Origin of the sequence: Pseudomonas sp. HTZ2 (genome assembly GCF_033173945.1) — a bacterium.
Classification (GTDB): Bacteria; Pseudomonadota; Gammaproteobacteria; order Pseudomonadales; family Pseudomonadaceae; genus Aquipseudomonas; species Aquipseudomonas guariconensis.
The window spans coordinates 678,476-697,786 of the sequence record NZ_CP137332.1 but is presented as its reverse complement, the minus strand read 5'-3'; the positions used below and the strand labels follow the sequence as shown (position 1 = coordinate 697,786).

Genomic DNA, 19,311 nt, shown 5'->3' with positions numbered 1-19,311 from the left:
GCCGCTTACTTGCGCTTGTCCTTGCGCTTCTTCTCGGCTTTCTTGTGGTGCGACATCAGGCGGCGCTTCTTGTTGACCTGACGATCGGTGAGGGTGTTCTTCTTGCCCTCGAACGGGTTGTCGCTGCCCTTGTACTCGATACGGATCGGAGTGCCGACCAGCTTGAGCACCCGGCGGTAGGTGTTTTCCAGGTAACGCGAGTACGACCGCGGGATCTTGTCGGTCTGGTTGCCGTGGATCACGATCAGCGGCGGGTTCGCGCCGCCGAGGTGGGCATAACGCAGCTTGATGCGACGACCGTTGACCATTGGCGGCTGGTGCTCGCTGATGGCGTCCTCGAGGATCTGGGTCAGGCGGCTGGTCGGCCAGCGGGTGACTGCCGACTTGAACGCAGCCTGCACGGATTTGTACAGATGGCCCACACCGGTGCCGTGCAGCGCAGAGATGAAGTGGATGTCGGCGAAGTCGACGAAGAATAGCCGGCGCTCGAGCTCCGTCTTCACGTATTCGCGCTCGCTCGGCTCCATGCCGTCCCACTTGTTCAGGGCGATGACGATGGCACGACCCGCTTCCAGAGCGAAGCCCAGCAGGTTCAGGTCATGATCGACCACGCCTTCACGGGCATCCATGACAAAGATCACCACGTTGGCGTCCTTGATCGCCTGCAGCGTCTTGACCACCGAGAACTTCTCGACTTCCTCGTGGATCTTGCCGCGCTTGCGCACCCCGGCGGTGTCGATGAAGGTGTACTTCTCGTCGTCACGCTCGAACGGGATGTAAATACTGTCCCGGGTAGTGCCCGGCTGGTCGTAGACCACCACGCGCTCTTCGCCCAACATACGGTTGACCAAGGTCGATTTGCCGACGTTGGGACGACCGATAATGGCGATCTTGATGCCATCCTTCTCGCTCGGCCCCGGGATGCGTGCGGCTTCTTCACCTTCGGCAACGTCTTCGTCGAGGGCTTCCTCGACCTTGTCGCGCGGAATGTGGCCCAGCACGGCTTCCATCAAGGCGTTGATGCCACGCCCTTGGGAGCCGGCGACCGGGATGGCATTACCCATGCCCAGTGGCGAGAACTCGGCGCGGGCAACGTCCGCATCGATGTTGTCGATCTTGTTGGCGACCAGGATTGCCTCTTTGTTTCGCTTGCGCAGGTGCTCGGCGATCATCTGGTCAGCGGCGGTCATACCGGCGCGGGCATCCACCAGGAACAACACATAGTCGGCTTCTTCGATGGCCATCAGCGACTGCTCGGCCATCTTCTCGTCCATGCCCACTTCGTCACCGGTGATACCACCGGTGTCGATCAGGATGTAGGAACGACCCTGCCAGGTGGCATCACCATATTGGCGGTCACGGGTCAGGCCCGACAGGTCACCGACGATGGCATCGCGGGTCTTGGTCAGGCGGTTGAACATGGTGGATTTGCCGACGTTCGGCCGTCCCACCAGGGCGATTACGGGAACCATGCGGCTCTCCACTCTTGAATTCTTGAAAATGCAAAGGCCGCTGCAAGGCAGCGGCCGGAGTTCGTGCGGCGCATCAAGCGCCGCGGCTCGAGGCCGTATCCGGCCTCAAGCTTAGCTTCAGCGGATGGTCAGTGCCTCGAGTTTGCCGCTGTTGCCGAAGACATAGATGGTGTCGCCGACCACCAGGGGACGGGCGCGCAGGCCATCGCTGTCGATCCGCTCGCGACCCACGAAGCGACCATCGACCTGGCTGAGCAGGTGCAGGTAGCCCTCGAAATCACCTACGGCCACGTAGCTGGAGAACACTTCCGGCGCTGACAGCTGACGGCGTGCCATGGAGTCGTTGGTCCACAGGGCGCTGGACGAGCGCTCATCGACGCTTTCCACGGTGCCCGACGCTTCGCTGACATAGACGTTGCCGAAGCCCTGGGCGACACCGACGTAGCTGGAGGCATCGCGCTGCCACAGCACACGTCCGGTTTCCAGGTCCAGGCCCGCAACACGGCCCTGGTAGGTGCTCACGTACAGGGTGCCGCCGGACAGCAGCAGGCCGCCGTCGATGTCCACCACGCGGTCGAGCTCGGAACGGCCCTGCGGAATGGCCACGCGGCTCTCCCACACCGGCACGCCGTTGCGCACATCCACCGCGACCACCTTGCCGGTGGACAGGCCGGCCACGGCCAGGCGGTTGGTCACCACCGGTGCGCCGGTGCCGCGCAGGGTCAGTACCGCCGGAGTGTTCTCATAGATCCACAGGCGGTCACCGGTGGCAGCGTCGAGGCCGATCAAACGGTCGTCCTGGGTCTGCACCACTACCACGTCACCGTTGTTGGCAGGCGGCGCCAGCACTTCGCTGGTCACACGAGAACGCCAGCGCTCTTCGCCGGTGCTGGCATCCAGGGCAATGACTTCGCCCTTGAGGGTGCCGAGCATGACCAGACCGTAACCCACGCCGACTGCGCCGGAGACCGACAGGTCCAAGTCCTTCTTCCACACCACGTCGCCGTCGATGCGGTTCAGGGCCATGACCCGACCGTTGACGTCGGAGGCATAGATGCGGTCGTTCTCGATGGCCGGAACCAAGGTGTTGTACGTCTCACCCTGGCCGTCGCCGATCGAGCGGCTCCACTGCTTCTTGAGGACCACTTCCTCGGTGAACTTGGTCAGCTCGGCCGGAGGCAGTTCCTTCTTGCTGTTGCTGCTGCAACCTGCGGCCAGCACGGCCAGGGTGAGCACTGCTGCTTGTTTCCAACCGATCACGTCAGGCGTCCCCTTTGGCCAGGTCATCCAGCTTCAGTTGCAAGCCACCGACCGCAGCGTCATCGGACAACGCAGCCTTGGCTTTTTCATAGGCGCTATGGGCATCGTCGGCTCGCCCCAGCTGAACCAGCAAATCGCCCTTGAGTTCTTCGCGGCTGGCCAGGAAGGCCTTGTCGGCATCACCGTCGAGCAGCTTGAGGGCTTCTTCGGCTTTGTCCTGGGCGGCGAGCACACGGGCCAGACGTTGACGTGCGATCTCACCCAAGGTGGCATCGGCCGGCTTTTCCATCACGCTTTTAAGCTCGGCGGCAGCGTCGTCAAGCTTGCCGCTGTCGACCGCGACCTTGGCCACGAACAGGCTGCCGTACTGGGCATAGGCCGAGCCACCGAACTCGCTCTTGAGCTTGCCGGACAGTTCCGCAACCTTGGTTGCGTCTGGCTGACCGCTTGGCGTCAGGCTGGTTTCCAGCAGGGCCTGGTACAGGGCCGAGGCGCCTTGCGACTGGTTGTTCTGGTACTTGTGCCAGGTCTGCCAGCCCATAACCACCACGCCGGCCAGCAGGGCACCGGTCAGCAGCGGCTTGCCGTTGCGGTTCCACCAGTCCTTGGCTGCGGCCAGGCCTTCATCATCGGTACTCGACACCCCAATACTCCTTTTCAGCAATTCGGCTGTTTGACCCTGTCACGCCTGCGCGACAGCGGCTTGCAGATGCTCGGCCAGAGCATCCCAGGCAATGTTCTGTTGTTCGCCCTGGCCACGCAGGGGCTTGAATCCAATCATTTGCTGCGCCAGTTCGTCATCACCGAGGATCAGGGCGAACAGCGCCCCGCTCTTGTCGGCCTTCTTGAACTGGCTCTTGAAGCTGCCGCCACCGGCGTTGACCGCCAGGCGCAGACCCGGCAGGCGATCGCGCAGGGCCTCGGAAAGACGCAGGCCGGCCAGCTCCGCCTGCTCGCCAAAGGCGCACAGGTAGACGTCGATCTGACGGCTAATGGATTCGGGCACCTTGCCCAGGGTCTCCAGCAGCAGGATCAGACGCTCGATGCCCATGGCGAAACCAACGCCCGGGGTCGGCTTGCCGCCCATCTGCTCGACCAGCCCATCATAGCGGCCACCGGCACAGACAGTGCCCTGGGCGCCGAGCTTGTCGGTGACCCACTCGAACACGGTCTTGCTGTAGTAGTCCAGCCCGCGGACCAGCTTGGTGTTGATCACGAACGGAATGCCGGCGGCGTCCAGGCGAGCCTTGAGGCCCTCGAAGTGCACGCGGGACGCTTCGTCCAGGTAGTCTTCGAGCTTTGGCGCACCGACCAGCACCGCCTGGGTACCCTGGTCCTTGCTATCGAGGATACGCAGCGGGTTGCTCTTGAGGCGACGCTGGCTGTCTTCATCCAGTTGCTCGAGACGTGCCGACAGGAATTCGACCAGCGCTTCGCGGTAGCGGGCACGGGCCTCGCTGGTGCCCAGGCTGTTGAGTTCGAGCTTGACCGCGTCCTGGATGCCCAGCAGGCCCCACAGGCGCCAGGTCAGCATGATCAGCTCGGCATCGACGTCCGGCCCTTCGAGGTTGAACACCTCGACACCGATCTGGTGAAACTGGCGGTAGCGGCCCTTTTGCGGGCGCTCATGGCGGAACATCTGGCCCACGTACCACAGCTTCTGCACCTGGCCGTTGCCGGTGATGCCGTGCTCGAGGACGGCGCGCACGCAGGCGGCAGTGCCTTCAGGACGCAAGGTGAGCGAATCGCCGTTGCGGTCCTCGAAGGTGTACATCTCTTTTTCGACGATATCGGTGACTTCACCGATCGAGCGCTTGAACAGCTCGGTGAATTCGACGATCGGCGTGCGGATCTGGCTGTAGCCATAGGTGTCCAGCAGGCCGGCCACGGTACCTTCGAAGTAGCGCCACAGGGGCGACTGGTCGGGCAGGATGTCGTTCATGCCACGGATGGCTTGCAGCGATTTGCTCACGAAAAGTCCTTACGAATCTGGGAATCAGCCGCGGGCGATCAGCGCCGCGTCGGCCTCGGCCTTTTCGGCCGCTTTCTGGCGGATGAGTTTTTCCAGCTCATCGACCAGGTTGTCATTGGTCAGCTTCTGCGACGGTTTGCCGTCGATGTAGACCAGGTTCGGCGTGCCGCCGGTCAGGCCTACATGGGACTCCTTGGCTTCACCCGGGCCGTTGACCACGCAGCCGATTACGGCCACGTCAAGCGGTACCAGCAGGTCTTCCAGGCGCCCTTCCAACTCGTTCATGGTCTTGACCACATCGAAGTTCTGGCGCGAGCAGCTCGGGCAGGCGATGAAGTTGATACCACGCGAACGCAGGTGCAGCGACTTGAGGATGTCGTAGCCGACCTTCACTTCCTCGACCGGATCGGCGGCCAGGGAAATGCGGATGGTATCGCCAATGCCTTCGGCCAGCAGCATACCGAGGCCGACAGCGGATTTCACCGTCCCCGAACGCAGGCCACCGGCTTCGGTGATGCCCAGGTGCAGCGGTTGGACGATCTGCTTGGCCAGCAAGCGGTAGGCCTCCACGGCCATGAATACATCGGACGCTTTGACGCTGACCTTGAAGTCCTGGAAGTCCAGGCGATCAAGGTGCTCGACATGGCGCAGTGCCGACTCGACCAGCGCTGCCGGGGTCGGTTCGCCGTATTTCTTCTGCAGGTCCTTCTCCAGGGAACCGGCGTTGACGCCGATACGGATCGGGATACCACGGTCACGGGCAGCGTCGACCACCGCACGCACGCGGTCCTCGCGGCCGATGTTGCCCGGGTTGATGCGCAGACAGTCGACGCCCAGTTCGGCCACACGCAACGCAATGCGATAGTCGAAGTGGATGTCGGCGACGAGCGGCACGCTGACCTGCTGCTTGATGCGGCCGAACGCCTCGGCGGCGTCCATGTCCGGTACCGAAACGCGAACGATGTCGACGCCGGCATCGACCAGGCGCTGGATCTGCGCGACCGTGGCAGCGACGTCATTGGTGTCGGTGTTGGTCATGCTCTGCACCGCGATGGGGGCATCGCCGCCCACGGGTACATTGCCGACCCAGATCTTCCGGGATTCGCGACGTTTGATCGGAGATTCGCCGTGCATGGTTACTGTCCCAACTTCAGGCGAGCGGTCTCGCCACTGGTGAACGGAGCTACGTCGACCGGCTGGCCGTTGTAACTGACCTGGGCGCCACGGGCAAAGCCCAGGCGTACCGAGAACGGCGGTTTGCCGCTCAGGTCGAGGCTGTCGCCCTTGCGTTTGATGGCGCTGAACAGCACCTTGCCGTTGCCGTCGGTGACCTGGGTCCAGCAATCGGCGGTGAACTGGATTTGAACCTTGGCGCTGCCCACCGGCGCTTCGGACGGGGTCGTAGCGGCCGTGAGCGGTGCATTGGTAGGAGCGGCCGGTGCCGACGGAGCTGCGGCGGGCAGCACGGGCGCAGCAGCAGGTGCCACAGGCGCGTTGGCGGCTGGGGCTGCGGCTGGGGCCTGAGGCGCTGGCGTGACTGCAGGGGTTTCGGTCGTGCTTGCCGGCGCTTCGCTGCTGATGACCGCCTCAGGCGTAGAGCCCTCGGTGGCCTGCTCAAGCGGCAGCGGTGAGGCTTCCGGTTGCTGGCCTTCGGTGACAGCTTGGTCTTCCGGCTCGTCCAGCGGGTGGATCTGGGTGGTGCCGTCGGCGCTTTCGACCTCGACATGCTCCAGGGCGATCTTGGCCAGGTCCTTGCCGCGCAGGCTGCTCTGGTCCTGCCACCAGAAGAAGCCACCACCGACTACGACCACCAGCAACAGCAGGCTGACGCCGCGCAGGATGTTGTGCGACAGACGCACCGGCTCTTCGATCCGGCCCAGGGAATGGACCTCGCTGCCCTTGGCATGAGTGCCGGTGTAGTGATCGAATGCCTCGACCAGAGGCGCCTGGTCCATGCCCATCAGCTTGGCATAGGCACGGATGTATCCGCGGGCGAAGGTGTGCCCCGGCAGCTTGTCGAAGGCGCCGTTTTCAAGGTTGTTCAACGAACTTACCGTGAGGTTGAGCTTGCGGGCCACCTCGGCTTGCGACCATTCCCGATTCTCGCGGGCCTGGCGCAAGACCTCACCGGGATTCTGGCGAGTCGCTGCTGCTACTTCGGGGTGCGCGGCTTTCATCGTTGCTCCGACAGGTATTGCTGATATTCCGGCGTACCGGGATAAAGTCGTTGTAATTGCTGGCCCAGTTCGGCCACCGTGCCAGGCTCGTCGAATGCCTGGGCAAGGCGGCTACCCAGCAACAGGCTACGGGCGCTCGGGTCGTTCAGCTGGCTGAAACGATCGTAGTAGTCCCGGGCCGGCACATAATGCCTGTTTTCATAGGACAACTCAGCCATTTCGAGCAACGCCTTCGGTTGCTGCGGATTGAGTTGCAGGGCTTTGACCAGATACTCATGCGCCCGGTCCCGACGCTCGAGCTTCAGGGCGACCAGGCCAAGATTCTCGTAGATTCGCGAGCGCTCAGGATACAGGGTATCGGCGGCGGCTTGGCGAAACATCTGCTCGGCCTTGGCAAATTGCCCCTGAGCATAAAGGAAACTGCCGTAGTTGTTGCGAATACGCGTGTCCCCCGGGCGCGCTGCCAGGGCCTTACGGAAATGCGCTTCGGCCAGCTCTGGCTCGCCTTCGGCCTGGAACACCAGCGCCAGCGCGGCGTGGGCATCGGCATCGCCGCCGTTGAGTGCCAAGGCTCGCACCAATGGAGCCTTGGCCTGCCCGGTCAAACCTTGTTGCAAATAACCCAGACCCAATTGCACGTAGGCCCGCCCGGCCTCTTCGCGCCCTTGGCGACTGGCCAGAGGGTCACCTGCGCCACCAGACACGCAGCCGGCCAGCAGCGAAAGCGACAGGATCGACAGCGCGGCGCGCAAGGTCATGGGCGGGTACCGTCAGTGGCGCGGGGCGTTGTCTTGGCGCTCTGCATCGGCGCTCAACTGGCGCACGGCGATGTAGCGCTCGCTGCGACGGGTGCGATCCATGACCTGGCCGACCAGTTGACCACAGGCGGCATCGATGTCTTCGCCGCGGGTAGTGCGGGTGGTGACATTGAAGCCACCGTGGTGCAGCAGATCCTGGAAGCGGCGGATGGCATTGTTGCTCGGCCGCTCGTAGCCCGAATGCGGGAACGGGTTGAACGGGATCAGGTTGATCTTGCACGGCACATCGCGCAGCAGCTCGATCATCTGGGCGGCATGCTCGGGCTGGTCGTTGACGTCCTTGAGCAGGGTGTACTCAATGGTGAGCACACGCTTGCCGCCCAGGGTCGACATGTAGCCCATGCACGATTCGAGCAGCATCTTCAGCGGGTACTTCTTGTTGATCGGTACCAGTTGGTTGCGCAGTTCGTCATTGGGCGCGTGCAGCGACAGGGCCAGGGACACATCGATGTGCTTGGCCAGCTCGTCGATCATCGGCACCACGCCCGAGGTGGAAAGCGTGACGCGGCGCTTGGAAATGCCATAGCCCAGATCATCCATCATGATCTTCATGGCGGCGATGACATTGTCGAAATTCAAAAGCGGTTCGCCCATGCCCATCATGACCACGTTGGTAATGGCGCGGTCGATCTTGGCCGGGACGGTCCCGAAGGATTTGTTGGCAAGCCACACCTGGCCGATCACTTCGGCGGCAGTGAGGTTGCTGTTGAAGCCTTGCTTGCCGGTGGAGCAGAAACTGCAATCCAGCGCGCAGCCGGCTTGGGACGAAACGCAGAGGGTGCCGCGATCGTCGGTGGGAATGTAGACGGTCTCGACGCAACTGCCGGAGGCAACGCGGACCACCCACTTGCGGGTACCGTCGGCGGAAATGTCTTCGCTGACCACTTCCGGAGCCCGAATCTCGGCAACGGCCTCGAGCTTTTCGCGCAAGGCCTTGCCGACATTGGTCATGGCAGCGAAATCATCGACGCCAAAGTGGTGAATCCATTTCATGACCTGACCGGCACGAAAACGCTTCTCTCCGATGGACTCGAAGAATTTTTCCATTTCCTGCAGGGTCAGGCCCAACAGGTTGATCTTGCCAGTCATGTCACTCATGGAATCACCCAAGACCTGCTTCGCTTAGCGAATGCGGTCGCACAGCTCGGTAGCGGAGAAGAAGTAAGCGATTTCGCGGGCAGCCGAAGCTTCCGAGTCGGAACCGTGGACAGCGTTCTCGTCGATGGAAACGGCGAAGTCGGCGCGGATGGTGCCGGCAGCAGCTTCTTTCGGGTTGGTAGCGCCCATCAGCTCACGGTTGGCCAGAACGGCGTTTTCGCCTTCCAGAACCTGAACGATGACTGGACCAGAGGTCATGAAGGCAACCAGATCAGCGAAGAAACCGCGCTCTTTGTGCTCAGCGTAGAAGCCTTCGGCTTCGGCTTTGGACAGTTGCTTCATTTTCGAAGCGACGACACGCAGGCCGGCTTTCTCGAAACGAGTGGTGATTTCGCCGATGACGTTCTTGGCGACGGCGTCAGGCTTGATGATGGAGAAAGTACGTTGAACAGCCATGGATAACTCCAGAAAATTGAGTGTTGCGAAAAATTAAACCCGCGAATTATACGCGGGTTCCAGGGGATTGCCTAACCTGCAGGTAACGCTCAGTCGGCTTCTTCGATCCAGGCCGCCTGGATGGCCTCGAGCACCTTCTCACCGCCGCGTGACGGATCGTCGCTGAACTCTGGCAAAGCCAGCACCCAGCGGTGCAGATCGACGAAATTCACATAACGAGGATCGACGTCCGGCTTGCTTTCCGCAAGCTGGATGGCGATCTCAAGTACATCAATCCATTTCAGGCTCATGCTGAAACCTCAGTGCGGCGCTTCGGCGGCGTGGTTGAGCGAATACTTGGGAATCTCGATGGTCAGGTCTTCTTCCCCGACGATCACCTGGCAGGCCAGACGCGATTGCGCCTCCAGACCCCAGGCCTTGTCCAGCATATCCTCTTCCAGCTCATCGGCTTCCTCCAGCGAGTCGAAACCCTCGCGGACGATGCAATGACAGGTGGTGCAGGCACAAACGCCACCGCAGGCGCTCTCCATTTCGATGTGGTGCTCGTGAGCCAACTCCAGGATATTGGTGCCTGGCTCCACCTCCACCACCAGCCCATCCGGGCAGAACTTCTCGTGCGGCAGGAAAATCACCTGGGGCATCGGTTACTCCTCGATCTCATTCAGGTTGCGCCCGGCCAGTGCGGCTTTGACCGTCGAATCAAGGCGACGGGCGGCAAATGCATCGGTCACCTGCGACAGACGCTTGGTCTGCTGCTCGATGGCCGCGCCATCGGTGCCGCTGAGCAAATCACGCAATTCTTGCATCTGGTACTCGATCGCTTCGCGCTCGTCGCTGCTGAGCAGTCGATCGCCATCGGCATCCAAGGCGCCCTGCACCGCTTCGAGCAGGCGTTCAGCGTCGACCTGATGCTCGCGCAACTGGCGCGCCTGCTTGTCGGAACCGGCATGCTCGAAGGAATCCTTGAGCATGCGGGCGATTTCGCCGTCGGTCAGCCCATAAGACGGCTTGACCTGGATACTGGACTCAACGCCCGAACCCAGCTCACGGGCCGAGACGCTGAGCAGGCCATCGGCATCCACCTGGAAGGTGACGCGGATCTTCGCCGCGCCCGCCGCCATGGCCGGGATGCCGCGCAACTCGAAGCGCGCCAGCGAACGGCAATCGCTGATCAGCTCGCGCTCGCCCTGCAGGACGTGGATCATCATGGCCGACTGGCCATCCTTGTAGGTGGTGAACTCCTGCGCGCGAGCCACCGGAATGGTCGTGTTGCGCGGGATCACCTTCTCCATCAGCCCGCCCATGGTTTCCAGGCCCAGGGACAGCGGGATGACGTCCAGCAAGAGCAGTTCGCCGCCTTCACGACGGTTGCCGGCCAGCGTATCGGCCTGGATGGCAGCACCGATGGCAACCACTTGGTCCGGATCGATCGAAGTCAGCGGAGTACGGCCGAACAGGCCACCCACCGCCTCGCGAACGCGAGGTACGCGGGTCGATCCACCGACCATCACCACCGCACCGACCTCCTCGAGCTCAACGCCACTGTCGCGCACGGCGCGGCGGCAGGCCTTGAGGCTACGGGCAATGAGCGGTTCGATCAGCGCTTCGAAACCGGCACGGCTCAACTCTCCGTGCCAGTCGCCATGACGCACGCTGACGACATCGGCGTCGGTCAGGGCTTCTTTGGTAGCACAGGCAGCCTGCAACAGCTGGCGCTGGGCAGATGGGTCAAGGTCGGACGAAAGACCGGCCTGTTCGATGATCCAGCCGGCGATGGCATGGTCGAAATCGTCGCCACCCAAGGCCGTGTCGCCGCCAGTGGCGAGGACTTCGAAGACACCACCGGTCAGGCGCAGGATGGAAATATCGAAGGTGCCACCACCCAGGTCATAGATGGCCACCAGCCCTTCGGCGTTCTGGTCCAGGCCATAGGCCACGGCAGCTGCGGTAGGCTCGTTGAGCAGGCGCAAGACGTTAAGACCGGCCAGGCGCGCAGCGTCCTTGGTGGCTTGGCGCTGGGCATCGTCGAAATAGGCCGGAACGGTGATCACAGCCCCCACCAGCTCACCACCGAGGGTCTGCTCGGCGCGCTGGCGCAATACCTTGAGAATGTCTGCAGACACTTCCACCGGGCTCTTGGGCCCCTGGACAGTGTCGATGAACGGCATATGCGACTCGCCGCCGACGAAGCGGTACGGCAGTTGCTCACCCAATTGCTTGACGTCGGCCAAGCCACGCCCCATCAGGCGCTTGACCGAAAGAATGGTGTTGAGCGGGTCGCTTGAAGCGGCTTCGCGCGCAGCCAGGCCGACTTCGCTGCGGCCGTCGAGGTAGCGCACCGCGGACGGCAAAATGACGTTGCCCTGCTCATCGGGCAGGGGTTCGCTGCGACCACTGCGCACGGCAGCGACCAAGGAGTTGGTGGTGCCCAGGTCAATCCCCACCGCCAGGCGACGCTGGTGAGGCTGAGGGCTTTGACCGGGTTCGGCGATCTGCAGTAGGGCCATGCTTATCTGAGTACCTTAGGCGTCGTCACGGGCAACGCCGGAGTTAATCGTCGAGGCGCTCTTCGAGTTGGCGCACTTCCTGGGCGAGCTTGTCGAGGAACTGCATGCGGCGCATCAGGCGCTCGGCCCTGTCACGCTCGCCAGCCACGTCCCAGCAGGCGGCGAAGTCCTCGTTCAACGTCTCCTGCGCAGCCTTCAGGCGCTTCTTGAACACCGCCACACCTTCCAGATCGGCTTCGTCCTGCAGCTCTTCGAGTTCTTCGCGCCACTGCATCTGCTGCAGGAGGAAGTCCGGATCGTGCACGGTGACTTCCTGGGGCACTTCATGGCCACTGATGGCCAGCAGGTAACGGGCACGGCGCGGTGCGCTGCGCAGAGTCTGGTAGGCGTCGTTCAGTGCCGCCGATTTTTCCAGCGCCACGCGCTGCTCACGCTCGGAGGCATCGGCGAAACGGTCCGGATGGACCTCACGGGCCAGCTCGCGATAGCGATTGGCCAGTTTATCGAGGTCCAGACGGAAACCAGGCTGGAGGTCAAACAGAGCGAAATGGCAAGGAGTACCCACGTCAAGCCTCAGACATTGAAGCTTTCGCCGCAGCCACACTCACCGCGCACGTTGGGGTTGTTGAACTTGAAGCCTTCGTTCAACCCTTCCTTGACGAAGTCCAGCTCGGTGCCATCGAGGTACACCAGGCTCTTCGGGTCGATGATGACCTTCACGCCATGGTTCTCGAACACTTGGTCTTCGGCGGCCAGCTCATCAACGAACTCCAGGACGTAAGCCAGGCCCGAGCAGCCGGTGGTGCGCACGCCCAGGCGGATGCCTTCGCCCTTGCCGCGCCCTTCGAGGGAACGCCGCACGTGGTTGGCGGCGGCTTCTGTCATGCTGATAGCCATCGGAACTCTTTCCTCAACGTCAGTGGCCTTGCGACAGGCGACTTAGAGCAAGCCTTTCTTCTGCTTGTAATCGCGCACGGCCGCCTTGATGGCGTCCTCGGCAAGTACCGAACAGTGGATCTTCACCGGCGGCAACGCCAGTTCTTCGGCCAGCTGGGTGTTCTTGATGGTCTCGGCTTCGTCCAGAGTCTTGCCCTTCATCCACTCAGTGGCCAGGGAGCTGGAGGCGATCGCCGAGCCACAACCGTAGGTCTTGAACTTGGCGTCTTCGATGACGCCTTGCTCGTTGACCTTGATCTGCAGGCGCATGACGTCGCCGCAAGCCGGCGCGCCGACCATGCCGGTACCGACATCCGGATCATCGGCGTTCATCTTGCCGACGTTGCGTGGGTTTTCGTAGTGGTCGATGACCTTTTCACTGTATGCCATGGTGCAATTCCTTCCTCATCAGGGAGCCGCTCTTGCTGGCGACTGCTTAGTGGGCGGCCCACTCGATCTTGGAGATGTCAACGCCGTCTTTGTACATGTCCCACAGCGGCGACAGCTCACGCAGTTTGTTCACGGCCTCGCAGACTTTCTGCGCGGCGTAGTCGACTTCTTCCTCGGTGGTGAAGCGGCCGAAGGAGAAGCGGATCGAGCTGTGCGCCAGTTCGTCGTTGCGCCCCAGGGCGCGCAGCACATAGGACGGCTCGAGCGAAGCGGAGGTACAGGCCGAACCGGACGATACGGCGATGTCCTTGAGCGACATCAGCAGCGATTCGCCTTCAACGTAATTGAAGCTCAGGTTCAGGTTGTGCGGCACGCGGGCAGTGCGGCTGCCGTTGACGTACAGCTCTTCGAGGTTGGATACCTGCTCGAAGAAGCGGTCGCTCAGGGCCTTGATGCGCGCGTTCTCGGCGGCCATTTCCTGCTTGGCGATGGCGAAGGCCTCGCCCATGCCGACGATCTGGTGGGTCGGCAGGGTGCCTGAACGCATGCCGCGCTCATGACCACCACCATGGATGATGGCTTCCAGGCGTACACGTGGTTTGCGGCTGACGTACAGCGCGCCGATGCCCTTCGGACCATATACCTTGTGCGCCGAGAACGACATCAGGTCGACCTTGAGCTTCTGCAGGTCGATCTCGACCTTGCCGGCCGACTGCGCGGCGTCGACATGGAACAGCACACCACGCGAGCGGGTCAGCTCACCGATGGCGGCGATGTCGTTGATCGAGCCGACTTCGTTGTTCACGTGCATCAGCGAGACCAGGATGGTGTCTTCGCGCAGTGCAGCCTCGACCATGGCCGGGGTGACGATGCCGTCTTCACCCGGCTCCAGATACGTGACTTCGAAACCTTCACGCTCGAGCTGGCGAGCGGTATCCAGGACCGCTTTGTGCTCGATCTTGGAGGTGATGATGTGCTTGCCCTTGGTCTGATAGAAGTGCGCCACGCCTTTGAGGGCGAGGTTGTCGGACTCGGTGGCACCGCTGGTCCAGACGATCTCGCGCGGGTCGGCGTTGATCAGCTCGGCGACTTGGCGACGGCCGTTCTCGACCGCTTCCTCGGCCTTCCAGCCGAAGACGTGGGAGCGCGAGGCCGGATTACCGAAGTTCCCGTCGACCAGCAGGCAGTCGGCCATCTTCTGGGCGACACGGGGATCGACCGGAGTGGTCGCGGAGTAATCGAGGTAGATCGGCAACTTCATTGAGTATCTCCTATCAGGCGGTGGCGTCGCTCGTCGCTGCTATCAGTCGACGGCGGACGTCTCAATCTTGTCCAGCTGGGCGGTACGGCCCGCGACGCGTCGCAGGTCCTGGCGGTGGGCGACTTCCTGCACCTCGCGGCGCATGACGAGGTCGGCCAGGCTGATACCGCTAAGGAATTCATGGATCTGCTGGCTGAGGTCGCACCACAGGTGATGGGTCAGACAGGTGTCACCGGCGTGACAGTCCCCCAGGCCCTGGCAACGGGTGGCATCGACCGATTCGTTGACCGCATCGATGACCTGGGCCACCTGGATGGTTTCCATGCCCCGCGACAGCTGGTAGCCGCCACCCGGGCCGCGCACGCTGGAAACCAGGCTGCTGCGGCGCAACTTGGCGAACAGCTGCTCCAGATAAGAGAGGGAAATGCCCTGGCGCTCGGAAATGTCGGCCAAAGACACCGGCCCATGCTGCGCGTGCAACGCCAGATCGAGCATGGCGGTCACGGCATATCGGCCTTTGGTAGTCAGTCGCATGGCTAATGGGTACCACGGGAGTTACAGGATGTGAGCGAGTATGCGATTCCCGAGCATTTAAGTCAACTATTAGACCTACTGCTTTAGTCGGGTTTGCATCAGGGAGGCGGGCGCGAGTTTAACAGACCAGGGGCGCGAGCACACGCCCCGTGTGTCATGGCGCCGTAATCAATGCGGCTGAGTGTCGCTCTGTGCGGCTTGCTTGACTTCGACGAAGTCTTCCTCGGGCAGCGCAGGCAGCTCCTTGCCGCAATAATCGCTACCGAGTTTGGTCAGCGCCCCGCACATACCTTCCAGCCGCTCGTCGACCGCTTGCAGATGATCGAGCATCTGACCGATCGCACGGGCAACTGGGTCAGGCATATCGCCACTGACGCCATAGGCATCGAAACCGATTTTTTCAGCCATGGCCTTGCGCTTGGCTTCGACCTCGGTGTCCTCGGTCTTGACGATGATACGCCCCGGAATGCCGACCGCTGTGGCACCCGCAGGCACTGCCTTGGTGACCACGGCGTTGGAGCCTATCTTGGCCCCGGCCCCGACGGTGAACGGACCAAGCACCTTGGCGCCCGCCCCCACCACCACGCCATTCTCGAGGGTCGGATGGCGCTTACCCTTGTTCCAGCTGGTGCCGCCGAGGGTCACGCCCTGGTAGAGGGTGACGTCGTCGCCAATTTCGGCGGTTTCGCCGATGACGATGCCCATGCCATGGTCGATGAAGAAGCGCCGTCCGATGGTCGCTCCCGGATGGATCTCGATGCCGGTGAGCCAGCGACCGAAGTTCGACACCAGGCGCGCCAGCCACTTGAAGTCACGAATCCACAAGGCGTGGCCCAGGCGGTGCAGCCAGATTGCATGCATGCCCGGGTAGCAGGTCAGCACCTCGAAGGCGTTGCGCGCCGCCGGGTCCCGATGGAATACGCTCTGGATATCTTCACGCAGACGCTCGAACATCTCTTTCTAGTCCTTCCGTTTATGCGGCTCGCCCCGGGCGACTTTCTGGGTCTCGGTGAGAATGCCGCGCAAAATGCTCATTTCCGAACGATTGACCGAGCTGCGCCCATAGAGCCTGCGCAGTCGCGGCATCAGGTGCTTGGGCTTTTCAGGGTCGAGGAAGCCGATCTCCACCAGAGTCTTCTCCAGGTGTTCGTAGAACAGCTCCATTTCGTCCATGGTCGCCAGCTCACCGCTACGCAGCGAGTTGGCTTCGAACTTCTCGACTTTGGTTGGCGAACCTTGGGCCGCCAGCCAAGCCATGCGCACCTCGTAGGCGAGCACCTGGACCGCGGCGGCAAGGTTCAGCGAACTGAAGTCGGGGTTCGAGGGAATGTGCACGTGGAAGTGACATCGCTGCAGTTCTTCGTTGGTCAGACCGGCGTGCTCACGACCGAACACCAGGGCGATTTCCTCACCAGCCCCCGCCTGCTCGACGGTCTTTGCACCGCATTCGCGGGGGTCGAGCAAGGGCCAGGGAATGCTGCGATCGCGGGCACTGGTGCCGATCGCCAGACTGCAGCCGACCAGCGCCGCTTCCAGGCTGTCGACCACTTGGGCGTTTTCCAGCACGTCATCGGCGCCGGATGCGCGGGCGGTGGCGTCCACCGAAGGGAAATCCAGTGGCTGGACCAGCACCAGGCGCGACAAGCCCATGTTTTTCATGGCTCGCGCAGCGCCGCCGATATTGCCGGGGTGGCTGGTATTGACCAGAACAACACGAATATTTTGCAGCAAGGTGTAGAGCTCACAGAGACAGGAAAAGGGGGAGTCGATCTTACAGAACCGACAGACGTAACGCCATGAAAGCAAATGTCACCCTTCTGCCGGAACAGTTTTCTGATAGAATGTGCGGCTTTCTTCTTTAACATCCCAGGTGAAACGCCCATGCAGCCTATGCTGAATATCGCGCTGCGCGCCGCTCGCAGCGCCAGTGAACTGATTTTCCGCTCCATCGAACGCCTGGATAGCCTCAAGGTCGACGAGAAAGACGCCAAGGATTACGTCTCCGAAGTCGATCGCGCCGCCGAGCAGACCATCGTCAACGCCCTGCGCAAGGCCTACCCGAACCACTCCATCCAGGGTGAAGAGACCGGCCTGCACGCCGGCTCCGGCGAGGAAGGCAAGGACTACCTGTGGATCATCGACCCACTGGACGGTACCACCAACTTCCTGCGTGGCGTTCCTCACTTCGCCGTCAGCATCGCCTGCAAGTACCGTGGCCGCCTTGAGCACGCCGTCATCGTCGATCCGGTTCGCCAGGAAGAATTCACCGCCAGCCGGGGTCGCGGCGCGCAACTCAACGGCCGTCGCCTGCGCGTCAGCTCGCGCACCAGCCTGGAAGGCGCCCTGCTGGGTACCGGCTTCCCGTTCCGCGACAACCAGATGGCCGATCTGGACAACTACCTGGGTATGTTCCGCGCCCTGACTGGCCAGACCGCCGGCATCCGTCGGGCCGGCTCCGCGAGCCTGGACCTGGCCTATGTTGCTGCCGGCCGTTTCGACGCCTTCTGGGAGTCGGGCCTGTCCGAGTGGGACATGGCCGCTGGTGTACTGCTGATCCAGGAAGCTGGTGGACTGGTGAGCGACTTCAATGGCGGCCACGACTTCCTCGACAAAGGCCACATCGTGGCCGGCAACATCAAGTGCTTCAAGGCCGTGCTGACTGCCATCCAGCCACACCTGCCCGAGCACATGAAACGCTAAGCGCCGATTGTCGCATAAAAAAAGCACCCCTCGGGGTGCTCTTTTTTATGGTTCAGAGAAAGACCACAAGCGCTGTGCAAGCCTAGAACCTGTGGGAGCGCGGACTCACCCGCGAAGCGGCCAGCACCAGAGTGCCGGCGTGAGCGTCATTGTCCTGCCTGGTTTTCGCTAAGGACCAGGTTGCCGTTCTTGTCCAGCGGGATGGTCGAACCCGGCTCGTGGTTCATTTTCACCCGTCCGACCTTGTCTCCAATGGAATAGGTCACGTTGTAGCCGACCACTTTCTCGCTCAGGTCATTGACGGTGTTGCAGCGGGTTTGCGTGGTGGTATAGGTGTCACGCTCCTGCATGCCCTCCTGCACCTTGTTTCCCGCATAGCCGCCACCGACCGCACCGGCCACGGTCGCGATCTTCTTGCCGGTGCCGCCACCGATCTGGTTACCCAGCAGGCCACCTGCGATTGCTCCGACCACGGTACCGGCGATCTGGTGCTGGTCCTTGACCGGCGCCTGACGCGTGACCGCGACGTCCCGGCAGACCTGACGCGGCGTCTTGATGGTTTCCTTGATGGGCTGCACGTCCGTGACCTGGGCGTACTCCGGCCCCTTGTTCACCAAGCTGTAGGTCGCCACAGCACCTCCGGCGGTAACACCGACAGCACCCAGAACCGCACCCACCAGCATTGATTTATTCACGTGAACCTCCTGATCGCACCTGCGGGCTCGCGCCCGCCTTCTCCCAGTCTTGGAGCAAAAAAAAAGGCGCGAGTTCAATACTCGCGCCTCTCTTTACGCCAAATGGCGTAGGAAACAACCTTACGGACGGTCGTCCACACCGTCAGTCTTGGCGGGCGGAATCAGGTCTTCACTGCTCAGATTCAGCCAGATCAGCACCACGTTGGCGATGTAGATCGACGAGTAGGTACCCGCCATGACACCGATGAACAGCGCCAGGGAGAAGCCGAACAGGTTGTCACCACCGAAGAACAGCAGCGCAGCGATAGCCAGCAAGGTCGACACCGAGGTGGCGATGGTACGCAGCAGGGTCTGGGTGGTCGAAACGTTGATGTTCTCGATCAGCGAGGCCTTGCGCATGACGCGGAAGTTTTCACGTACCCGGTCGAAGACGACGATGGTGTCGTTGAGCGAGTAACCAATGATCGCCAGGACCGCCGCCAGCACCGTCAGGTCGAAGGTGATCTGGAAGAACGACAGGATACCCAGCGTCACCACCACGTCGTGGATCAGCGAGACGATTGCACCAACGGCGAACTTCCACTGGAAGCGGAATGCCAGGTAGACCAGGATGCCCCCCAGCGCCAGGAGCATACCCAGGCCACCCTGGTCACGCAGCTCCTCGCCCACCTGAGGGCCGACGAACTCGACACGCTTGACGGTTGCCGGGTTGTCGCCACCTGCCTTCTGCAGGGCTTCGGCCACCTTATTACCCAATTGCGGGTCGTCACCAGGCATACGCACCAGCAGGTCGGTGGTGGCGCCGAAGCTCTGCACGACAGCCTCGTGGAAGCCGGAGTCGACCAGCTCGGCACGGACCGCCTTGAGGTCCGCAGGACGCTCATAGGTCAGCTCGATCAGCGTACCGCCGGTGAAATCCAGGCCGAAGTTCAGGCCCTTTTGCCACCAGCTGAACAACGCCAGGACAGTCAGGAGCGCAGTGATGGCGAACGCGACGTTGCGTACGCCCATGAAGTTGATGGTTTTCATGTCAGC

At 62.3% G+C, this 19,311-nt stretch carries 22 protein-coding genes; 1 reads left to right on the top strand and 21 read right to left on the bottom strand.

The genetic code is table 11. The features are described from left to right. Window positions 1-5 precede the first annotated feature (5 nt). The 19 genes from der to trmJ all read right to left on the bottom strand — a co-directional run bounded on the left by der (window position 6) and on the right by trmJ (window position 16,612). Window positions 6-1,472, bottom strand: a complete 1,467-nt coding sequence (der, locus tag R6G97_RS03390; RefSeq protein ID WP_043208112.1) for a ribosome biogenesis GTPase Der — start codon at window positions 1,470-1,472, stop codon at window positions 6-8. A gap of 117 nt (window positions 1,473-1,589) precedes the next feature. Then, a complete protein-coding gene (gene bamB, locus R6G97_RS03385) occupies window positions 1,590-2,732 on the bottom strand; it encodes an outer membrane protein assembly factor BamB (RefSeq protein ID WP_070577057.1) in 1,143 nt (380 codons plus the stop codon). A gap of 1 nt (window position 2,733) precedes the next feature. Continuing rightward, window positions 2,734-3,375, bottom strand: coding sequence for a tetratricopeptide repeat protein (locus R6G97_RS03380; RefSeq protein ID WP_043208108.1), 642 nt, complete (start codon window positions 3,373-3,375; stop codon window positions 2,734-2,736). Between the two features lie 39 nt (window positions 3,376-3,414). Beyond that, window positions 3,415-4,704: a histidine--tRNA ligase gene (gene hisS / locus R6G97_RS03375; protein ID WP_043208106.1), complete on the bottom strand. Its 1,290-nt coding sequence runs from the start codon at window positions 4,702-4,704 to the stop codon at window positions 3,415-3,417. A gap of 24 nt (window positions 4,705-4,728) precedes the next feature. Next, on the bottom strand, window positions 4,729-5,838 hold the full coding sequence (gene ispG / locus R6G97_RS03370) for a flavodoxin-dependent (E)-4-hydroxy-3-methylbut-2-enyl-diphosphate synthase (RefSeq protein WP_043208105.1): 1,110 nt from the start codon (window positions 5,836-5,838) through the stop codon (window positions 4,729-4,731). Between the two features lie 2 nt (window positions 5,839-5,840). Continuing rightward, window positions 5,841-6,881, bottom strand: a complete 1,041-nt coding sequence (locus R6G97_RS03365) for a RodZ domain-containing protein (RefSeq protein ID WP_090345284.1) — start codon at window positions 6,879-6,881, stop codon at window positions 5,841-5,843. Continuing rightward, on the bottom strand, window positions 6,878-7,639 hold the full coding sequence (gene pilW, locus R6G97_RS03360; RefSeq protein ID WP_090345282.1) for a type IV pilus biogenesis/stability protein PilW: 762 nt from the start codon (window positions 7,637-7,639) through the stop codon (window positions 6,878-6,880). The genes R6G97_RS03365 and pilW overlap by 4 nt, the downstream gene beginning before the upstream one ends. Window positions 7,640-7,651: 12 nt before the next feature. After that, the gene (gene rlmN / locus R6G97_RS03355) at window positions 7,652-8,797 is read right to left on the bottom strand and encodes a 23S rRNA (adenine(2503)-C(2))-methyltransferase RlmN (protein WP_043208097.1); all 1,146 of its coding nucleotides are present in this window, start codon (window positions 8,795-8,797) and stop codon (window positions 7,652-7,654) included. A 24-nt stretch (window positions 8,798-8,821) separates the two neighbouring features. Beyond that, a complete protein-coding gene (ndk, locus tag R6G97_RS03350; protein ID WP_023382208.1) occupies window positions 8,822-9,253 on the bottom strand; it encodes a nucleoside-diphosphate kinase in 432 nt (143 codons plus the stop codon). Window positions 9,254-9,342: 89 nt separating this feature from the next. Then, window positions 9,343-9,543: a Fe-S cluster assembly protein IscX gene (gene iscX / locus R6G97_RS03345; RefSeq protein ID WP_023382209.1), complete on the bottom strand. Its 201-nt coding sequence runs from the start codon at window positions 9,541-9,543 to the stop codon at window positions 9,343-9,345. 9 nt (window positions 9,544-9,552) lie between these two features. Continuing rightward, on the bottom strand, window positions 9,553-9,894 hold the full coding sequence (fdx, locus tag R6G97_RS03340) for an ISC system 2Fe-2S type ferredoxin (protein ID WP_043208095.1): 342 nt from the start codon (window positions 9,892-9,894) through the stop codon (window positions 9,553-9,555). Window positions 9,895-9,897: 3 nt separating this feature from the next. After that, on the bottom strand, window positions 9,898-11,760 hold the full coding sequence (gene hscA, locus R6G97_RS03335) for a Fe-S protein assembly chaperone HscA (protein ID WP_317847813.1): 1,863 nt from the start codon (window positions 11,758-11,760) through the stop codon (window positions 9,898-9,900). Window positions 11,761-11,803: 43 nt separating this feature from the next. Further along, the gene (hscB, locus tag R6G97_RS03330; protein ID WP_090345278.1) at window positions 11,804-12,325 is read right to left on the bottom strand and encodes a co-chaperone HscB; all 522 of its coding nucleotides are present in this window, start codon (window positions 12,323-12,325) and stop codon (window positions 11,804-11,806) included. An 8-nt stretch (window positions 12,326-12,333) separates the two neighbouring features. Then, complete coding sequence (gene iscA / locus R6G97_RS03325; protein ID WP_043208089.1) at window positions 12,334-12,657, bottom strand: iron-sulfur cluster assembly protein IscA; 324 nt, start codon at window positions 12,655-12,657, stop codon at window positions 12,334-12,336. A 42-nt stretch (window positions 12,658-12,699) separates the two neighbouring features. Then, window positions 12,700-13,086, bottom strand: a complete 387-nt coding sequence (gene iscU, locus R6G97_RS03320) for a Fe-S cluster assembly scaffold IscU (RefSeq protein ID WP_043208088.1) — start codon at window positions 13,084-13,086, stop codon at window positions 12,700-12,702. A gap of 46 nt (window positions 13,087-13,132) precedes the next feature. Further along, window positions 13,133-14,347 carry an IscS subfamily cysteine desulfurase gene (locus tag R6G97_RS03315; protein WP_043208086.1) on the bottom strand — a complete coding sequence of 405 codons (1,215 nt, stop codon included), beginning with the start codon at window positions 14,345-14,347 and terminating at the stop codon, window positions 13,133-13,135. 42 nt (window positions 14,348-14,389) lie between these two features. Then, the gene (gene iscR, locus R6G97_RS03310) at window positions 14,390-14,881 is read right to left on the bottom strand and encodes a Fe-S cluster assembly transcriptional regulator IscR (protein WP_043208084.1); all 492 of its coding nucleotides are present in this window, start codon (window positions 14,879-14,881) and stop codon (window positions 14,390-14,392) included. A 168-nt stretch (window positions 14,882-15,049) separates the two neighbouring features. After that, window positions 15,050-15,835 (bottom strand): serine O-acetyltransferase, encoded by a 786-nt coding sequence (gene cysE / locus R6G97_RS03305; protein WP_043208082.1) that lies wholly within the window; start codon window positions 15,833-15,835, stop codon window positions 15,050-15,052. Window positions 15,836-15,841: 6 nt separating this feature from the next. Next, the gene (trmJ, locus tag R6G97_RS03300) at window positions 15,842-16,612 is read right to left on the bottom strand and encodes a tRNA (cytosine(32)/uridine(32)-2'-O)-methyltransferase TrmJ (RefSeq protein ID WP_090345276.1); all 771 of its coding nucleotides are present in this window, start codon (window positions 16,610-16,612) and stop codon (window positions 15,842-15,844) included. Between the two features lie 150 nt (window positions 16,613-16,762). On the opposite strand from trmJ, the gene suhB reads away from it, so the two are divergent. After that, on the top strand, window positions 16,763-17,581 hold the full coding sequence (suhB, locus tag R6G97_RS03295) for a type III secretion system regulator SuhB (RefSeq protein ID WP_043208077.1): 819 nt from the start codon (window positions 16,763-16,765) through the stop codon (window positions 17,579-17,581). A gap of 146 nt (window positions 17,582-17,727) precedes the next feature. Here suhB and R6G97_RS03290 read toward each other — a convergent pair whose 3' ends face one another. After that, window positions 17,728-18,276, bottom strand: coding sequence for a glycine zipper 2TM domain-containing protein (locus R6G97_RS03290; protein ID WP_043208074.1), 549 nt, complete (start codon window positions 18,274-18,276; stop codon window positions 17,728-17,730). A gap of 120 nt (window positions 18,277-18,396) precedes the next feature. Next, window positions 18,397-19,305, bottom strand: a complete 909-nt coding sequence (secF, locus tag R6G97_RS03285) for a protein translocase subunit SecF (protein ID WP_043208072.1) — start codon at window positions 19,303-19,305, stop codon at window positions 18,397-18,399. Between the last annotated feature and the right edge of the window lie 6 nt (window positions 19,306-19,311).